Annotated in this window: 15 protein-coding genes; 4 read left to right on the top strand and 11 right to left on the bottom strand. The window is 68.7% G+C overall.

What is annotated here, in order from left to right; genetic code table 11:
* Nucleotides 1-23: 23 nt before the first annotated feature.
* Nucleotides 24-1,265, bottom strand: coding sequence for a mechanosensitive ion channel family protein (locus CFB52_RS23205; RefSeq protein ID WP_059584990.1), 1,242 nt, complete (start codon nucleotides 1,263-1,265; stop codon nucleotides 24-26).
* A gap of 452 nt (nucleotides 1,266-1,717) precedes the next feature.
* On the opposite strand from CFB52_RS23205, the gene CFB52_RS23200 reads away from it, so the two are divergent.
* A complete protein-coding gene (locus CFB52_RS23200; protein ID WP_099317554.1) occupies nucleotides 1,718-3,436 on the top strand; it encodes a SulP family inorganic anion transporter in 1,719 nt (572 codons plus the stop codon).
* Nucleotides 3,437-3,485: 49 nt separating this feature from the next.
* On the opposite strand, the gene CFB52_RS23195 is transcribed toward CFB52_RS23200, so the two are convergent.
* A complete protein-coding gene (locus tag CFB52_RS23195; RefSeq protein ID WP_059584992.1) occupies nucleotides 3,486-4,361 on the bottom strand; it encodes a LysR substrate-binding domain-containing protein in 876 nt (291 codons plus the stop codon).
* Nucleotides 4,362-4,403: 42 nt separating this feature from the next.
* On the opposite strand from CFB52_RS23195, the gene CFB52_RS23190 reads away from it, so the two are divergent.
* Complete coding sequence (locus CFB52_RS23190; protein WP_180278244.1) at nucleotides 4,404-5,057, top strand: LysE family translocator; 654 nt, start codon at nucleotides 4,404-4,406, stop codon at nucleotides 5,055-5,057.
* A 31-nt stretch (nucleotides 5,058-5,088) separates the two neighbouring features.
* On the opposite strand, the gene CFB52_RS23185 is transcribed toward CFB52_RS23190, so the two are convergent.
* The 6 genes from CFB52_RS23185 to CFB52_RS23160 form a co-directional block, all read right to left on the bottom strand.
* The gene (locus CFB52_RS23185) at nucleotides 5,089-6,549 is read right to left on the bottom strand and encodes a DHA2 family efflux MFS transporter permease subunit (RefSeq protein WP_099317553.1); all 1,461 of its coding nucleotides are present in this window, start codon (nucleotides 6,547-6,549) and stop codon (nucleotides 5,089-5,091) included.
* Nucleotides 6,546-7,109 (bottom strand): isochorismatase family protein, encoded by a 564-nt coding sequence (locus tag CFB52_RS23180; RefSeq protein WP_099317552.1) that lies wholly within the window; start codon nucleotides 7,107-7,109, stop codon nucleotides 6,546-6,548. The genes CFB52_RS23185 and CFB52_RS23180 overlap by 4 nt, the downstream gene beginning before the upstream one ends.
* Nucleotides 7,110-7,176: 67 nt before the next feature.
* On the bottom strand, nucleotides 7,177-7,620 hold the full coding sequence (locus tag CFB52_RS23175) for a MarR family winged helix-turn-helix transcriptional regulator (RefSeq protein WP_060968827.1): 444 nt from the start codon (nucleotides 7,618-7,620) through the stop codon (nucleotides 7,177-7,179).
* 84 nt (nucleotides 7,621-7,704) lie between these two features.
* The gene (locus tag CFB52_RS23170; RefSeq protein ID WP_099317551.1) at nucleotides 7,705-7,938 is read right to left on the bottom strand and encodes a hypothetical protein; all 234 of its coding nucleotides are present in this window, start codon (nucleotides 7,936-7,938) and stop codon (nucleotides 7,705-7,707) included.
* A 44-nt stretch (nucleotides 7,939-7,982) separates the two neighbouring features.
* Nucleotides 7,983-9,065, bottom strand: coding sequence for a serine hydrolase (locus CFB52_RS23165; RefSeq protein WP_099317550.1), 1,083 nt, complete (start codon nucleotides 9,063-9,065; stop codon nucleotides 7,983-7,985).
* A 207-nt stretch (nucleotides 9,066-9,272) separates the two neighbouring features.
* Nucleotides 9,273-9,551, bottom strand: coding sequence for a hypothetical protein (locus tag CFB52_RS23160; protein ID WP_099317549.1), 279 nt, complete (start codon nucleotides 9,549-9,551; stop codon nucleotides 9,273-9,275).
* A gap of 51 nt (nucleotides 9,552-9,602) precedes the next feature.
* Here CFB52_RS23160 and CFB52_RS23155 point away from each other — a divergent pair, with 51 nt between their 5' ends.
* Nucleotides 9,603-10,478, top strand: a complete 876-nt coding sequence (locus tag CFB52_RS23155) for a LysR family transcriptional regulator (protein ID WP_059585000.1) — start codon at nucleotides 9,603-9,605, stop codon at nucleotides 10,476-10,478.
* Nucleotides 10,479-10,549: 71 nt separating this feature from the next.
* Entirely contained in the window at nucleotides 10,550-10,834 is a 285-nt protein-coding gene (locus tag CFB52_RS23150) for a transcriptional regulator (RefSeq protein WP_099317916.1), read from the top strand.
* A gap of 109 nt (nucleotides 10,835-10,943) precedes the next feature.
* Here the strand turns inward: CFB52_RS23150 and mgtA are convergent, their stop codons facing one another.
* The 3 genes from mgtA to CFB52_RS23130 all read right to left on the bottom strand — a co-directional run bounded on the left by mgtA (nucleotide 10,944) and on the right by CFB52_RS23130 (nucleotide 16,095).
* Nucleotides 10,944-13,709 carry a magnesium-translocating P-type ATPase gene (gene mgtA, locus CFB52_RS23145; RefSeq protein WP_099317548.1) on the bottom strand — a complete coding sequence of 922 codons (2,766 nt, stop codon included), beginning with the start codon at nucleotides 13,707-13,709 and terminating at the stop codon, nucleotides 10,944-10,946.
* Nucleotides 13,710-13,756: 47 nt separating this feature from the next.
* A complete protein-coding gene (locus CFB52_RS34740; protein ID WP_180278243.1) occupies nucleotides 13,757-13,915 on the bottom strand; it encodes a hypothetical protein in 159 nt (52 codons plus the stop codon).
* A 509-nt stretch (nucleotides 13,916-14,424) separates the two neighbouring features.
* Nucleotides 14,425-16,095, bottom strand: coding sequence for a S8 family peptidase (locus CFB52_RS23130; protein WP_099317546.1), 1,671 nt, complete (start codon nucleotides 16,093-16,095; stop codon nucleotides 14,425-14,427).
* Between the last annotated feature and the right edge of the window lie 118 nt (nucleotides 16,096-16,213).

Genomic DNA, 16,213 nt, shown 5'->3' with positions numbered 1-16,213 from the left:
GCGGCCGGCCGCCGCGGCCGGTATCAGGCCGCGCGCCGCGTGTGCGGCCCGGCTTGCGCGGCGTCGACCATCTGCCGCATGTCGAAGCCCGACGGATGCTGATACACGCGCAGCCCGAACTCGGGCAGCACCGCGATCAGGTGGTCGAACAGGTCGGCCTGGATGGTCTCGTAGTCGACCCATGTCGTCGTATCGGTGAAGCAGTACAGCTCGAGCGGGATGCCTTCGGCCGTGAGCGGCAACTGTCGCGCCATGTTCATCATGTCGCGGCGGATGCGCGGATGGCCCTTCAGGTAGTTCGCGACGTATGCGCGGAACGTGCCGAGATTCGTCAGCTGGCGGCGGTTCGCCGGGCACTCGCCGGCCGCGCCGAGCGTGCCGTTCCATTGCTCGATCGCATCGACCTTGTCCGCCAGATAGTCCTTCAGCAGCGTCAGGCGTTCGAGCCGTTCGATCTCGTCGTTCGTGAGAAAGCGCACGCTCGTCGCATCGACGAACAACGCGCGCTTGATGCGGCGACCGCCCGCTTCGGTCATCCCGCGCCAGTTCTGGTAGCTCTCGGTGATCAGTTTCCAGGTCGGCACCGTGATGATCGTGTGATCGAAGTTCGCGACCTTGACAGTGTTCAGCGTGATGTCGATGACCGTGCCGTCCGCGCCGGCCGACGGCATCGTGATCCAGTCGCCGATCCGCAGCATGTCGTTCGACGACAGTTGCACGCCGGCGACGAGGCCGAGCAGCGTGTCCTTGAAGATCAGCATCAGCACCGCGGACATCGCGCCGATGCCGGACAGCAGCAGGCCGATCTGCTTGCCGGTCGCGTCGCCGATCACGACGAGCGCGGCCGTGATGAACATCACGAGCTTGACGAGCTGCATCGCGCCTTTCAGCGACAGCCGCGGCTGGTCGCGTCGGGACGTGCGGTGCGTATGTTCGAGTGCGGACAGCGTCGCGCTGATGGTCATCGTCACGAGGAACACGATCAACGCGAACAGCACCTTGTCGACGACCTGCACGACGAAGCCGGGAACGCCGGGCACCGCGCCGAGCCCGAGCTTGATCACGACGAACGGGACGATGCGGTTCAACCATTTGAAGGCACCGAATTCGAACAGCGCGTCGTCGACGCGCGTGGCGGACAGCCGCGCGAGCCGCGCGACCACGCGAAACAGCAGGAAATGGACGACGGCGGTGATTGCACCGGCGGCGGCGAGCAGGACGACGATGCCGACGAGCGGCGTCAACCAGGATTCGTTCAGGGGCATAGGGGCAGGCTGGGTCCTTCTTGTGCGTTGAATCGGCGCCGCGACGCGGCGCGCGCCCGGTGAAGGGCATATGAAAGGGACCGTGATTGTGCCATCGGGTTCCGGATGCGTATCGCAAATACATGTCGAGCGGCTCCCGTATCGGCTCACCATTGCGCAGGTATCCTCTGCATCGACGTGAAGGAAGAGGCAATCCGCATCACCGCACGCTGACGTGCGAGCCGCTTGCCCGGCATGGCGGACGCAGGAGGGCGATCGGCTGGACGTCATGACGCAGGCCTTCGCGCGTCGATGCGCTCGATGGGCGATCCATGCAATCATGCGGACGTCGCAGGCGCTGCCGGCATGCCGTTCGCATTGGCGCGCAGTCCGTCCGGCGACGGTGAGCGACAGGCAACACCGTCGCGCACCCGTTCGTGGCTCCCGTCACTTCGACCTGACGCATTTCACGCATGCAAGATTCCAACGAAAGCCGTCCGTCGCGCGTGCGGCTGCTGAAAGGCATCCTCCCGGTCCGTCGCGGGGGCGCCATCCGCGACATCTTCGCGGGCATGTCGCTCGCGTCGATGGACATCCCCCAGGTGCTCGGCTACGCGCGCATCGCCGGCATGCCGGCCGTCACGGGGCTCTACACGGTGTTCCTGCCGCTCGTTGCGTTCGCGTGCTTCGGCGCGTCGCGCCATCTCGTGGTCGCCGCCGATTCCGCGACCGCGACGATTTTCGCGAGCCGGCTGTCGTCGATGGCGCCGGCCGGCAGCGCCGACTATGCGGCGCTGGCCGGCATGATCGCGTTGCTGACCGCCGCGATGCTGCTGCTCGCGCGCATCTTCAAGCTCGGCTTTCTCGCCGATTTCCTGTCGCGCACGGTGCTGGTCGGCTTCCTCGCCGGCGTCGGCGTGCAGGTGTCGATCGCGATGCTCGGCGACATGCTCGGCCTGTCCGTGCCGTACCCGGCGTCGCGCAGCCTCGCGCAACTCCACTACGTCGTCACGCACCTCGTTCACGCGCACCGGCCGACGCTCGCGCTCGCGGCGCTCGTCGTCGCCGCGATTCTCGCGTGCAAGCGGTTCCTGCCGCGCGTGCCGATGCCGATGATCGCGGTCGCCGGCAGCATCGCCGCGAGCGCCGCGTTCGGCTTCGCCGCGCACGGCATCGCGGTGCTCGGGCCCGTGGCGGGCGGGCTGCCGCCGCTGCGCTGGCCGTCCGTCACATGGCAGCAGTGCCTCGACCTCGTGCCGGTCGCCGCTTCGTGCTTCGTGATGATCATCGCGCAGAGCGCGGCCGCCGCGCGCGCGTTCGCGCAGCAGTATGGCGAGGCCGTCGACACCAATGCCGACATCCTCGGGCTCGCGGCCGCGAACGCGGCGGCGGCGCTCGGCGGTGCGTTCGTCGTCAACGGCAGCCCGACGCAGACGGCGATGGCCGACCGCGCGGGCGTGCGCAGTCAGATCGGGCATCTCGCGTTCGCCGCGGTTGTCGCCGTCGTGCTGCTGTTCTTCAGCCCGACGCTGCAGTACCTGCCGCACGCGGTGCTGGCGGGCATCGTGTTCACGATCGCGCTCGGGCTGATCAACGTGCGCAGCCTCGCGGCGATCCGCCAGGAAAGTCCCGGCGAATTCACGCTCGCGCTGGTCACGGCCGCGGCCGTCGTGGCCGTCGGCGTCGAGCAGGGCATCCTGCTGGCCGTCGCGCTGTCGCTGATGCGGCACGTGCGCCACAGCTACCAGCCGCACACGATGGTGCTCGAACCCGTCGCCGGCAACGGGCGGTGGCAGCCGGTGCCCACCCGGCGCGGCGCGATGACGGCGCCCGGGCTGATCGTCTACCGGTTCGGCTCCGACCTGTTCTTCGCGAACGATCATCTGTTCGCTGCCGAAGTGACCGCGCTCGTCGACGCGGCGCCGGTGCCGCCGCGCTGGTTCGTCGTCGATGCGGGCGCGATCACCGATGTCGACTATTCGGCCGCGCGGACCTTGATCGATCTCGTCCGGGCGCTGCATGCGCGCGGCGTCGGCGTGCTGTTCGGGCGCGTGAGCCGCTATCTGCGCGCTGACATGGATCGTCACGGGATCACCGACGTGGTCGGCGCGTCGTGCATCTTTGCCACGCTGCATCAGGCGCTGGAGGCGGCGGGCACGACGCCCGCGCCGCAGGAGCCGGGCACGGTGTAGGGCCTGCGCAAGCCTGTCATTGGCATGGACAGGCCCTGGCGCGGCGACGCTACGCGAGCGCGCGCAGGCGTGCGAAACCGTTGCGCAGGCAGCGGGCCAGTTCCGTCGCGGCCGGTGTGTGCTGGCCGCGCGGCACGTGCAGGTTGATCGAGAAATTCGGCAGGGCGGGCAGGCCGCTGCCGGCCGGCAGGATGTCGAGATCGGGCGGCACGGTGGACGCGAGCCAGACGGTCACGGCCAGATCGGCGCGCACGGTCGCGGCCGTGGCATCGAAGCTGCCGTTCTCGAACACGGTGCGCCACGGGCGATCGCAGCCGCGCAGTGCATCGAGCACCGTCGGGCGGAATGCGCAGGTCTGCGCGACCATCGATACCGGCAGCGGCGAGTGCCGGTGCGCGGTGCCGCCTTTCGCGCCGACCCACACCAGCCGGTCGACGGCGATGCACTCGCCGCGCGACGATCCGACCGGCGCCTCGATCAGCGCGACGTCGAGGTCACCGTGCGTGAGCCCGCGCCGCAGCTCCGGCGATGCCGCGCACACGAGCGTGAGCGCGACCTGCGGATGCGCGTGGGCATAGCTTCTCAGGATCGGCGCGAGACAGGTGCCGACCAGGTCCTGCGGCGCACCGAGACGCACCGCGCCTTCCACCGCACCGGCGCTCAGGTCGGCGAGCAGCGCATCGTGGACGGCGAGCAGCCGGCGCGCCTGTTCGAGCAGCCGCTCGCCGGCGGCCGTCAGCAGCAGATTGCGATGCTCGCGGACGAACAGCGGGCCCGACAGCATTTCGAGCCGCGCGACCTGCTGGCTGATCGCGCCCTGCGTCAGGTGCAGCGCGTGGCCGGCCGCCGTCATGCTGCGATGATCGGCCACCGAGACGAATGCGCGCAGCAGCGCGAGGTCGAGATTGCGTGCCATGCGTCGCATTATGAATGCTAATGCAAGGCATAAAAAGCTTTCGCTGTCGTAATGGAGGAATCGCAGGTAAAAACGAGGCTTCAGCAACGACGACCGGGAGCCTTCGTGCCGCTTCACGACTATCTGCCGCTGGTGCTGTTCGTGATCGTGTCCACCGTGACGCCGGGCGGCGCGACGACGCTCGCGACCGCATCGGGCGCCCATTTCGGCTATCGGCGTTCGCTGCCGCTGATGGCGGGCATCGCCGCGGGCCTCGCGTCGATGGCGGCGGCGGCCGCCGCCGGGCTCGGCAGTGTGCTGCTCGCGCTGCCCGCGTTGCAGCTCGCGATGAGGGCGGCCGGTTCGGCGTACCTGATGTGGCTCGCCGTGCGCATCGGACGTGGCGGCAAGCCGCGGCTCGATGTCGACGTGCACCGGCCGCAGGGGTTCGTCAGCGGCGTGTGGATGCTGTGGCACAACCCGAAAGGCTGGGCGATGACGCTCGGCGCGGCCGCGTCGTTCGCGGCGCTCGCGTCGGGGCCGGCGCGGCTCGGCGTGCTGCTCGGCTTTGCATTCGGCGTGGCCGCGATGGCGTCGCTGTCGCTGTGGTGTTTCGCCGGGCTGCTGTTCGCGCGCGTGTTGCGCACGGAGCGGCAGTGGCGTTGCCTGAATGCGGGGCTCGGCGTGCTGCTCGCGGCGTCGATCGTGCCGATGTGGCTGCCGTAGCGGAAGGCCGCGCACGCGGCGCGGCCCGTGTTCAGCGCGAACCGGCCGGTGCGTTGCCGGCCCGTCGGTCGCCGGCGCCTGCACCGGCCGAGCGCAACGGCAGCCGCAGCGTCGTCACGAAGCTCGCCGCGTGCAGCGCGCACAGCAGGCCGAACGCCCACGCATACGCGACGCCCTGCGTGCCGCCCGCCGCGACCGATTCGGCCTGCAGCCGCCACGCGAGAAACAGCGTGCATAGCGTCGTGAACGTCGGGCCGCCGAGCCGCTGCACGATATTGAGCGACGTGGTTGCCATCGGCAGGTTGCGGCGCTCGACCGACGCATACGCGGCGGCGATCGACGGTGCGCCGATCGCACTCTGGCCCATGCCGCGCAGAAACAGCGCCGGTACGAGCACGAGCGGATCGTAGCCGGTCAGCGCGAGGAACACGAACGGCAGCGTGGCGGCGAGTGCGAGCAAGGCACCGCCGGCGGCGAGCCGGCGTACGCCGAACCGGCTCGTCAGCGCGCCCATCGACGGATAGGTGACGAGCATGCCGAGCCCGAGCGGCGCGAGCAGCCAGCCCATCTCGCCCGGCGAGCGCCCACACGCCTGGATCAGGAATACGGGGATCAGCATCTGGCCTGCATACAGCGCACCGTTCGACAGGAACTGCGTGCCGGCCGCCGCCCCGAACACGCGCGAGCGAAACAGCGCGAGATCGATCAGCGCACGCTCGCCCCGGCGGCGCTCGAAGCGCACGAACGCGACGAGCAAGAGCGCCGAGCCTGCGACCGCCGCGATGCCGCTCATCGCGCCGATCCGCTCGACGCCGTACAGGAACAACACGAGGCCCGGCGACAGCAACGCGAGGCCGATCCAGTCGAGTTCGCGCCGCGGCGCATCGTCCCGGTCGCCGGGCAGGAACCGTACCGCCAGCGCGAGCGCGAGCGCGCCGACGGGCAGGTTCACCAGAAACAGCCAGCGCCACGACGTGTGTTGCAGGATCGCGCCGGCCACGACCGGGCCGAGGATCGGCGCGAGCAGCACCGGCACCGCCGCGTAGCCGATCACGCGCGCCATCTGCTGGCCGGCGACGCGCGCGATCATCATCTGCGCCATCGGCGCGAGCAAGCCGCCGCTGACGCCTTGCAGCACGCGAAACGCGATCAGCGACGGCGCGGACCACGCGAGCCCGCACAGCGCCGACGTCAGCGTGAACGCCGAGAAGCACCACAGGTACAGCGCCTTCACGCCGATGCGATCGACGAGCCAGCCGCTCAGCGGCAGCACCAGCGTCAGCGCGAGCAGGTAGCTGCTCGTCACCCACTGGATCGTCGACAGGCTCGCATGCAGGTCGGTCGCGAGGCTCGACAGCGACACGTTGACGATCGTCGCATCGAGTTGCGACAGCAGCGAACCGAGCGTCGCGACCGCGCTGACTTTCCAGATCGACGGATCGAGCCGGCCGGACGCATGGCCCGGCGCCGGCTGGATGCGTGGGGCGCTCACGCGCCGCGCCGGTCGAGCAGCGCGACGATGTCCTGCGTCGTGCCCGTCTCGCCGAGGCGCGGGAACAGCCGCTCGACGCTGTTGACGTGCGCGTCGGCATTGAGGTCGGTCATCGCGTCGACGGCGAGCGTCACGTGATAGCCGAGTTCGTGCGCCTGCCGCGCGGTCGATTCGACGCCGATGCTCGTCGCGACGCCGGCCAGCACGATCTGCGTGACGCCGGCTGCCTTCAGATGCGCGTCGAGACCGGTGCCGGTGAAGGCGCCCCAGGTGTGCTTCGTCACCACGTGGTCGCCTGGCTGGCGGTTCAGTTCGGGTACGAGTTCGGTCCAGTCGGCGGGAAGTTGCGCCGTGCGCGGCGGTTGCTCGGTGCGGCCCGGCGCGCCGCCCGCGACGTTGACCAGTACGACCGGCAGGCCACGGCTGCGGAATGCGTCGAGCAGTTCGCGGGCGTGCGCGATCACCGGTGCGACCGGATGCGCGGTGGGGAGGGCGACGATGCCTTTCTGCAGGTCGATGACGACCAGCGCCGTGTTCGTGTCGAGACGGGTTGCGCTCATGATGGGGCTCCGGGGAAAGGGCGAAGAAAGCCGGGCGCGCGCCTGCCGAGCGGCGCACCGGCCGGGTTCATTGCTCACCGATGCGGCGGATCAGCGGGATGGCCGCCGCGAGCGTGTCGATGTCTTGCGGATCGAGTTGTTCGATCGCCGCGCCGAGCCACCTGTGTTTCGCGGCATTGCGCTTGCGCCGCGCGTCGAGGCCGGCCGCGGTGAGTTTGAACAGGATCTGGCGGCCGTCGGTCGGATGCGGTTCGCGCTCGACGAGCGCGTCTTCCTCGAGGCTCGCGAGGATCGCCTTCATCGACTGCGGCTTCATCGCTTCGGCGCGCGCGAGATCGGCGGTCGTCATCGGCCCGTGCCGATCGAGCCGCGCGAGCGCGCTCGTCTGCGACATGCCGAGCCCTGCGGAATCGACCTCGGAGCGCAGCCGGCGGATGAGCTGGCCGACCGCGAGGGTAAGGTCGGCGGCGACGGTTTCGGCGGAAACGCCGGGTTTGCGTGGCGGGTTCATGCGGCGAATCTTAGAACACGACAGCTAAACTTGCAAGTTTAGCTGTCGAATTGATCGCCGGCCGGCGGCACCGGCAGCACGCGATTACATGCGCCGATGCACGACCCGTACGACTTCGCTGTATCGCGGGGTCGCGTTTTCGTGCAGCAGATCGCCGAGGTACTGGCCGAGTTCGTCCGCGGCGAGCGCGGATGGAATCTGCAGATTGGCCGGGCGCCGTTTGCCTTCGGCGCCGAGATCGAATACGGCCCAGCGGCCGTCCGTGCGCACGACGGCGAGCAGCCGGCCGAATGCGTTGAAGCGGTATTCGTGCTGCATGGCGTCGCTCCCGTGGCGTGAACGCGCCGGCTGCCCGTACGCGTTTACTGGATCGAACAGGACAGCCAGCGATGGATCCTGATTGCGTCGCTCGAAACGCCGGCACGCGTCGGTGCGCCGAGCAGCACGACCGTTTCGCGGCGGCCTTTCACGCGCATGCGCATCACGACCCCGTGCCCCGATTCGTTGATGAAGCCGGTTTTCTGCAGCCGGATCGGCAGGCGGCGGTAGCGCACGAGCGGGTCGGAATTCACGTACACGAGTTCGCCGTCGCCGGGGCGCACGGTGGTCGACAGATCGGTCGAGAAATAGCGGATCAGCGGATCCCGCGCGGCCGCGCCGACGAGCCGCGCGAGGTCTTCCGCCGTCGACACGTTGTGCGGCGACAGGCCGGTCGGCTCGCGGAAGTGCGTATGCCGCATGCCGAGCTGGCGCGCTTTCCGGTTCATCGCCTTGACGAACGCCGCGCGCCCGCCCGGGTAGTCGCGGCTCAGCGCGGCGGCCGCGCGGTTCTCCGACGACATCAGCGCGATATGGAACATCTCGCGGCGCGACAGTTCCGAGCCGACCTGCAGGCGCGAACCGGTGAACTTGATCGTGTCGCGGTCGCGTGCGGTCACGCGCAGCACGCCGTTCAGCGGCCGATCGGCGTCGCGCGCGACGACCGCCGTCATCAGTTTCGAGATCGACGCGATCGGCCGCACGGTGCGTGCGTTGCGCGCCAGCAGCGGCGTGCCGGAATCGACGTCGAGCACGTAGGCCGCGCGGGAATGCAGCGTCCCGACCGCGCGCGGGGTGTAGCCGCAGCTGGCGAGCAATGTCGGTTTCGCGGCCGGGCGCGGCCGCACGGCGGTCGTGCGTTTCGCGCGCCGCTGCTGCGGCGCGGGTGCCGCGTGGCGTTTGGCCGCCTGATGCGTCACGCGCGAGCGGCGATGCTTGACGGCCTTTTTCTTGCGATGGGGTTGCTTCTTGACGACCTTCGTGTGTGCATGCGGCTGCGCATGGGCGGTGCGATGCGGCTGCACGCGCTGCGCGGACGCATTCGTGGCGAATGCGAGCAGCAGGAACGACAGGGCGAGGATCAGGGTGATCCGGGCGCGAGGCACGCGCGCGATGAGGCCGGTCAAGCGAAAGTCTCCTTTTCACGCGCGATGCGGCTGCGCGGATGCATGGGCGGTCGGCGGGTGCGGGAAATTATACGGTCGATCGCGGAGCGATGACGATTCGATGACGCGCAATGACGCGTGATACGGGAGGATTCCGATCGTTTTCGAATTGTCGGGCAGCGATGCGCGTGGGACAGAACGCGAACAGAAGGCGAGCAGATGTGCGGGTCAGCGCGGCCAGTTTCGCCGCGATACGACCGCGAAACTGACCGCGATCGAACCCGTCACCGCGCGCGGCGGCGTGTCGTCCAGCGCATCGCCGAAGCGAAAGCGGCGGCTGCGCCCGTCGGTGCGTTCGGTACGACGTTTCGGTGCGCGCGTATCGGCGGTGACGACGCATGCGTTTGCGTCCGCGACATCGCATGGTGGCTCGGCTACGCAGTCGGCAGCTTGATCGACGGACATGAAAGTGGGTTCCGGGAAGGGCATGTCCGTATTGAACGCCATTGCGTTCGATCGGTAAAATGAATATTTCAATCGTTATGATTCCACGAAAGAATGGAACTGAAACTGCTGCGCACGTTCCTGACGGTCACCGAGCTGTGCCATTTCAGCCGTGCGGCCGATGCACTGCACATGAGCCAGCCCGCGCTCAGCAAGCAGATCGGCGCACTCGAGGCGAGCCTCGGCGGCAAGCTGTTCGAGCGCGGCCGGCATGGCGCGGAACTCACGCCGTTCGGCGAACGGTTCCTGCCCGACGCGCAGGCGCTCGTGCGCGATGCCGACGAAATCCTGGCGCGTGCGCGGGAAGCGACGAGCGGGCAGCGCGGACATTTGCGGCTCGGCATCTGCCTGTCGGTGCTGACGCTCGTGCCGAAACTGATCGCCGAGTTCCGTCGCTGCAATCCGGGTATCGCGGTGACGCTGAGCGACCTGTCGTCGTCCGAACAGACGCGCCGGCTGCGCGCCGGCAAGCTCGACGCCGGTTTCCTGCGCCTGCCTTCCGACGAAGGCTTGTCGTCGTTCAAGGTGACCGACGAAGCGCTCGCGCTCGCGGTGCCGCCGCATCTCGGCTTCAAGCGCGTGCCGGCCAACCTCGACGTGCTCAATGAAATCGGCTTCATCGCGCTGCAGCGTGCGCGCGGCCCGGGGCTGGCCGCGCAGATCGACCGGTGGTGCGTCGAGCGCCGCTTCGTGCCGCACGTGATGCAGCAGGCGGAAGACGTGCAGTCGGTGCTGACGTCTGTCGCGGCCGGCGTCGGCGTCGCGTTCATCCCGTCCAGTGCGCGGTATCTTTTGCGCGACGCGACGGTGCTGCCGCTCGACGGCCGGGACGCGAAGTGGCGCGTGGGGCTCGCATGGCGGTCCGAGCGCGACGATCCCGTCACCGCGCGTTTCGTGTCGTTCATGCGCGCGGCGCTCAAGGGCGCGTGACGCGGCGTATAGTGTCCGCGATCGTTTTCTCCATGCATGCCGGCCCGACGCCGGCCGACGAACCCGAACCGATGACTTCAGAATCCGACGAATCCCCGCTCGATCCCGCCCTCGTTGCCACGCTGGCGACGTTGAACGAAGCCGCGAGCGATCCGGCCGGCAAGACCTGGTCGTTGCCGAAGATCGCGAAGCGCACGCAACTGCCGATGAGCACGCTGCGCCGTGTACTGACGCAGCTCGACGCCGCGGGCCTGAGCGCGACGACGTTGAACGAGGACGGTACCGGCAGCGCGGCGCTGACCGACGAAGGGCGCGCGGTGTGCGTGCAACTGTTCGGCGCGAACGACGCCCAATGAATGAAAAACGGGCCGCTGAGGCGGCCCGTTCGTCACCGAACGACGGCAGGTCCGGTCGTGTGGCCCGCGCGGGTAGTGCACGGGCCGGCACGTCGTCATCGGCGCGCCATCAGAACCACTGCTTGTAGCGGCGCACGTAGATCGTCTTGACGATCTGCGCGAGCACGATGTAGCCGACCATCGTCGCGGCGAGCCACAGCCAGTAAGTGCCCGGCAGGTGCATGAAGCCGATCGCCTCCGCGAACGGCGAGAACGGCAGCCAGCAGCCGATCGCGATCGCGGTGAAGGTCGACAGCAGCACCGGCAGCGACGCCGTGCTTTGCAGGAACGGGATCTTCTGCGTGCGCAGCAGATGCACGACGAGCGTCTGCGACACGAGACTCTCGATGAACCAGCCCGAATTCATCACGATCTGGCCGCCCGAACCGCCGTTCAGGTGATACAGCGCGCCCGCACCGAACACGGTCCACATCAGGACGTACGTCGTGATGTCGAACACCGACGACGTGGGCCCGACCCACAGCATGAAGCGGCCGATGTTGCCGGCTTCCCACTTGCGCGGCTTCTTCAGGAACTCGGGGTCCATCCTGTCCCACGGCAGCAGCATCTGCGACGTGTCGTAGATCAGGTTCAGCACGAGCAGTTGCGTCGCGAGCATCGGCTCCCACGGCAGGAACGCGCTGGCGACGAGCACCGAGAATACGTTGCCGAAGTTCGAGCTGGCCGTCATGTTCAGGTACTTCAGGATGTTGCCGAACGTCTCGCGGCCCTTGATCACGCCTTCCTCCAGCACCATCAGGCTCTTTTCGAGCAGGATGATGTCGGCGGTTTCCTTTGCGATGTCGGCGCCGCTGTCGACCGAGATGCCGACGTCCGCGTCGCGCAGCGCGGGCGCATCGTTGATCCCGTCGCCGAGGAAGCCGACCGTGTGGCCGTTCGCCTGCAGCGCCTTGACGATGCGCGCCTTCTGCAGCGGCGTGAGCTTCGCGAACACGGTCGTGCGTTCGACCGCCTGCGCGAGCGTCGCATCGTCGAGCGCGTCGATTTCCGTACCGAGCATCGGCTTGCCCGGCGCGAGGCCGACCTGGCGGCACACCTTCATCGTGACGGTCGCGTTGTCGCCCGTCAGCACCTTCACCGCGACGCCGTTCTCGCGCAGCGCGGCGAGCGCCGGCGCGGCCGATTCCTTCGGCGGATCGAGGAAGGTCAGGAAGCCGCGCACGACGAGATCACGTTCGTCGGCGGTGCGGTATTGCGCGCGTTCGTCGCCGCGCGGGATCGTGCGCGTCGCGAGCACGAGCACGCGGAAGCCGTCCTCGTTGTACGCGGTGGCTTGTTCGAGCAATCGCTTGCGGGCCACGAAGTCGAGCGGGCGCACGCCGTCTTCGTCCTGCACGTGCGTGGAGACCGCCAGCATTTCCTCGACCGCGCCCTTGCAGATCAGCAGGTGCGTGCCGTGCGTATCCTCGACGACGACCGACAGGCGGCGCCGCACGAAATCGAACGGCAGTTCGTCGATCTTCTTGTAACCCTGCGGCTTCACGCGTTCGCCGATCTCGTCGGCGCGCGCGACGACCGCGATGTCGATCAGGTTCTTCTGGCCGCTCTGGTGGAAGCTGTTCAGCCAGCCGAGCCGCAGGATGTCCTCGTTCTTGTGACCGGACAGGTCGAGGTGGTGTTCGAGGATGATCTTGTCCTGCGTGAGCGTGCCGGTCTTGTCGGTACAGAGTACGTCCATCGCGCCGAAGTTCTGCACCGAGTTCAGCCGCTTGACGACGACCTTGCGGCGCGCCATCGCGACCGCGCCGCGCGCCAGGTTCGCGCTGACGATCATCGGCAGCATCTCGGGCGTGAGGCCCACGGCCACCGCGAGCGCGAACGTGAGGGCACTCAGCCAGTCGCCCTTGGTCAGGCCGTTGATCATGAACACGATCGGCACCATCACGAACATGAACTTGATCAGCAGCCAGCTCACGCTCGCCACCCCGCGGTCGAAGCTCGTCTCGATGCGCTTGTGGCTCACGACGTTGCGCGCGAGCGAGCCGAAGTACGTGTCCTCGCCGGTCGCGACGACGACGGCCGTCGCCGTGCCGCTGACGACGTTGGTGCCCATGAAGCAGACGTTCTCGAGATCGAGCAGCGACGCCGGTGCGTCGTTGGCCGCGCCGGCCGCGGGCGCGCCCGCGGATTTGCCGGCCACCGCGCCGAGCGTGTCGTACTTCTCGACCGGCAGCGCCTCGCCGGTCAGCACGGCCTGACTGATGAACAGGTCGCGCGACGCGAGCAGGCGCACGTCGGCGGGGATCATGTCGCCGGCGGACAGATGCACGATGTCGCCGACGACGACCTCGCGCATCGGCACTTCGCGGCGTGACGGCTCGGCCGTGTCGGTCACCGCGCGCTGCACGGTGGCCGTCGTACGGACCATCGCCTTGAGCTTCTCGGCCGCGCGCAGCGAACGGAATTCCTGCACGAAGCGCAGCAGCGCGCTGATCGTGACCATCGTCAGCAGGATCGTCATGCCGACGTAATCGCGATCGTCGGGCGCCGCGAAGTAGACGTCGGTAAAGAAGCTGATGGCGGCCAGCACCAGCAGCACGTAGACGAACGGGTTGTGGAACGAGAGCAGCAACTGGCGGCTCCAGTGCGGCGGCTTGTCGTGCGCGATTTCGTTCGGGCCGTCATGCTGCAGGCGGTCGGCGGCCTGATCGTAGGTGAGGCCGCGCGTGCTGGTGCGCAGCGACTTCAGCGTGTCTTCGAGCGGGCGGGCCGCTTCCCGCGCGGCGCGCATGATGCGCGGTTCGTTCTGCTGGCCGGCGCCGGCCTTGATGAAGCCGCGCTGTTTGTTGTGCGAGGTGTTGTGTCGTGTCGTCATGAGTCGCTCCTTGCGCACGAGGCGGCGGGCGGGGAGCGGCCGTGACGTTATCGACGCACGAACGCTCCCCGCCGCGTCGCGTCAGGCGCGATCGGCTGTGGATCGGTAAAGGCGGGAACGCTCGCCGGCGCGCGAGAGGCGCACAGCGTGTCGATGCGCGGCGTCGCACCGGCGAGCGGTAATCGACTACTGTCGTCTGAGTTCATCTGCACTCCTGTCGGTTGCGAATGGTCGGCACGGGCGATCGGCAGCGGCGCGCGCAACGAGGCGCGCGGCCGGACGGCACGCGAACGGAGGGCGCACGCGGCTGGCGTCGCGCGCGGCACGAACGCACACGCGCGACGGCGCGTCGCGTGCATTCGACAACATCGAAAATTCGGCGGGAGATCGGGCCGGTAGTCAGGCCGGAAGGGCGCCGCATCCTGCTTCCCGGGATGCGGCAGAAGACGAGGCTCTGCGCGTTTTCCTCAGGCAGCAGTCAAGTTGGTCATGCACCAACTACAACTCGCATCGGTGTTCACAGAACACTCCATGTAACTAGACGGGGGCGATGGTAATGGCTCGCCGTGCGAAGCGTCAACCCTTTTGTCGGGCGTTATTTCGAGATGCTTGATCGCGTGGGTGCATGTTCGCGGTCGCGCCCGACAACCCGCAATGAAACAGCCGCGCGCACACCTTGTCGGCATGCGCGCGGCCGCGTCGAACGAGATGCCGGTTACTGGTTCGCGGTCGCGACGGCGGCCGCTGCATCGAGGATGCCCGAGCCTGCCGGCATCGCGGTGCACGACGTGCCGGCCGAGAGCTTCGCCGCGCGCGTGCCGCCTTGCAGCTTCTGCATGATCTGCGCGGGCGTGAGGTTGCCGTTCACCGACAGCATTAGCGCGGCAACTCCCGTCACCTGCGGCGTCGCGAGGCTGGTGCCGGTCGCGGGGCCATAGGTGTCCGAGCCCGGCGTCGTCGTGCCGGCGTTCGACGTCGACAGGATGTTGACGCCCGGTGCGCTCAGCGCGACGTCGGCGCCGAAGTTGCTGAACGATGCGCGTCGGCCCGTCGCGTCGGTCGCGCCGACGGTGATCACGCCGCGGCAGTTCGCGGGCTGGTCGAGCCCGGTCGACAGGCCGTCGTTGCCGGCCGCGACGATCACGGTCACGCCTTTCGCGGTCACGTCGTCGATCGCCCGCTGGAACGTCGTGCTGCACGCGCCGACCCCGCCGAGGCTCAGGTTGATGATCTTCGCCGGGCGCGGGTTCGTCGGTACGCCGGACACCGGAATGCCGGCTGCCCAGCGCATGCCGTCGGCGATGTCGCTCGTCACGCCGCCGCACTTGCCGAGTACGCGCACCGGCAGGATCTGGCCGAGCCACGACACGCCGGCGACGCCGGTGCCGTTGTTGGCGGTCGCGCCGATCACGCCCATCACGCGCGTGCCGTGCCAGCTGCTGTTGCTCGGCTGGCTCGCGCAGTGATAGAACGGGCCGTTGACGTCGTCGAGTTCCTGCTGCGTGACCCAGTCGCCCGGATCGGTTGCGTCCGGGCCGCGCCTCGAGCCGTTGTTGCTGGTGTTGATGTTGCTGATGAAGTTGTAGCCTTGCTGTATCAGATTGCCGACGAGGTCGCCGTGCGGCCGGTAGCCGGTATCGAGCACGGCCGTGACGACGGTCGGCGAACCCTTGGTCACGTTCCATGCGGGCGGCAGGTTGATGCCGGCGGTCGGATCGGACAGGTACCACTGCTGGTTGTAGAGCGGGTCGCTCGGCGTGTCGCGGATCTGCATCGGGTGATCCGGTTCCGCGTAGTCGACGTCGCTGTCGGCCGCGAACGCCTCTGCGAGCGCGGCGGCATCGGTGGCGGCCATGCGCTGGCCGAGCGACAGCACGGCCGCGCCGTTCGAGATCGTTCGCTCGACCTGAACGTTCACCGGCGTTTGCGCGATGGTGCTCGCGTACGCGCGTGCGCTGCCGGTCACCGGCGCCGTCCAGCGCGTCATCGCGCGCTGGATCACCGCGTCGAGTCTCGAACCGTCGTCGACGGCCGCCATCGCCCGCGTGGCCGTCAGCGTTTTCAGCTTGACGATGAGGTGATCGACCGGCGGCTCGACCGGCGTCGTCTGCGCGGCCATCTGCACGGCGGCCTGCTGCGACGAGCACGCATTGCCGCCGGACGACGCCGGCGGAGTGGTCGGGGCGGGCGCGGGTGCCGGCGTGGGAGCGGGCGTCGGCGCGGGCGCCGGTGCAGGTGACGCGTTGGACGGAGACGGGTCGCTGCCGCCGCCGCCGCCTCCGCCGCAACCGGCGAGGGGCAGAAGCGCGGCGGCGGACAGCATACCGGCGAGCATGCGCGCATGGGCCGAACGGGCCAGCGCGAAATTGAAGCGTTTGGCTTTCATGTTGAAAGTCGATCCTCGTAGATAACCGTCGTGCCGGCGGTGGTGCCCGGTCCGGCGTAAACCGGACCTTGTTCTTGTCGGGCGCACGCAGCGCTGCTGCGACGCGCCATGCATTGGG

The organism is Burkholderia sp. AU18528 (genome assembly GCF_002223215.2).
GTDB lineage: Bacteria > Pseudomonadota > Gammaproteobacteria > Burkholderiales > Burkholderiaceae > Burkholderia > Burkholderia semiarida.
This window is presented reverse-complemented; position numbering and strand designations above follow the sequence as displayed.

What these genes read in the sequence shown, in the direction of transcription:
- CFB52_RS23180 (WP_099317552.1), bottom strand. Translation starts at nt 7,109, where the DNA reads ATGAGCGCAACCCGTCTCGACACGAACACGGCGCTGGTCGTCATCGAC.
- CFB52_RS23195 (WP_059584992.1), bottom strand. Translation starts at nt 4,361, where the DNA reads ATGCGACGCATGGCACGCAATCTCGACCTCGCGCTGCTGCGCGCATTC.
- CFB52_RS23190 (WP_180278244.1), top strand. Translation starts at nt 4,404, where the DNA reads ATGGAGGAATCGCAGGTAAAAACGAGGCTTCAGCAACGACGACCGGGA.
- CFB52_RS23155 (WP_059585000.1), top strand. Translation starts at nt 9,603, where the DNA reads ATGGAACTGAAACTGCTGCGCACGTTCCTGACGGTCACCGAGCTGTGC.
- CFB52_RS23160 (WP_099317549.1), bottom strand. Translation starts at nt 9,551, where the DNA reads ATGGCGTTCAATACGGACATGCCCTTCCCGGAACCCACTTTCATGTCC.
- CFB52_RS23150 (WP_099317916.1), top strand. Translation starts at nt 10,550, where the DNA reads ATGACTTCAGAATCCGACGAATCCCCGCTCGATCCCGCCCTCGTTGCC.
- CFB52_RS34740 (WP_180278243.1), bottom strand. Translation starts at nt 13,915, where the DNA reads ATGAACTCAGACGACAGTAGTCGATTACCGCTCGCCGGTGCGACGCCG.
- CFB52_RS23200 (WP_099317554.1), top strand. Translation starts at nt 1,718, where the DNA reads ATGCAAGATTCCAACGAAAGCCGTCCGTCGCGCGTGCGGCTGCTGAAA.
- mgtA (WP_099317548.1), bottom strand. Translation starts at nt 13,709, where the DNA reads ATGACGACACGACACAACACCTCGCACAACAAACAGCGCGGCTTCATC.
- CFB52_RS23175 (WP_060968827.1), bottom strand. Translation starts at nt 7,620, where the DNA reads ATGAACCCGCCACGCAAACCCGGCGTTTCCGCCGAAACCGTCGCCGCC.
- CFB52_RS23170 (WP_099317551.1), bottom strand. Translation starts at nt 7,938, where the DNA reads ATGCAGCACGAATACCGCTTCAACGCATTCGGCCGGCTGCTCGCCGTC.
- CFB52_RS23205 (WP_059584990.1), bottom strand. Translation starts at nt 1,265, where the DNA reads ATGCCCCTGAACGAATCCTGGTTGACGCCGCTCGTCGGCATCGTCGTC.
- CFB52_RS23130 (WP_099317546.1), bottom strand. Translation starts at nt 16,095, where the DNA reads ATGAAAGCCAAACGCTTCAATTTCGCGCTGGCCCGTTCGGCCCATGCG.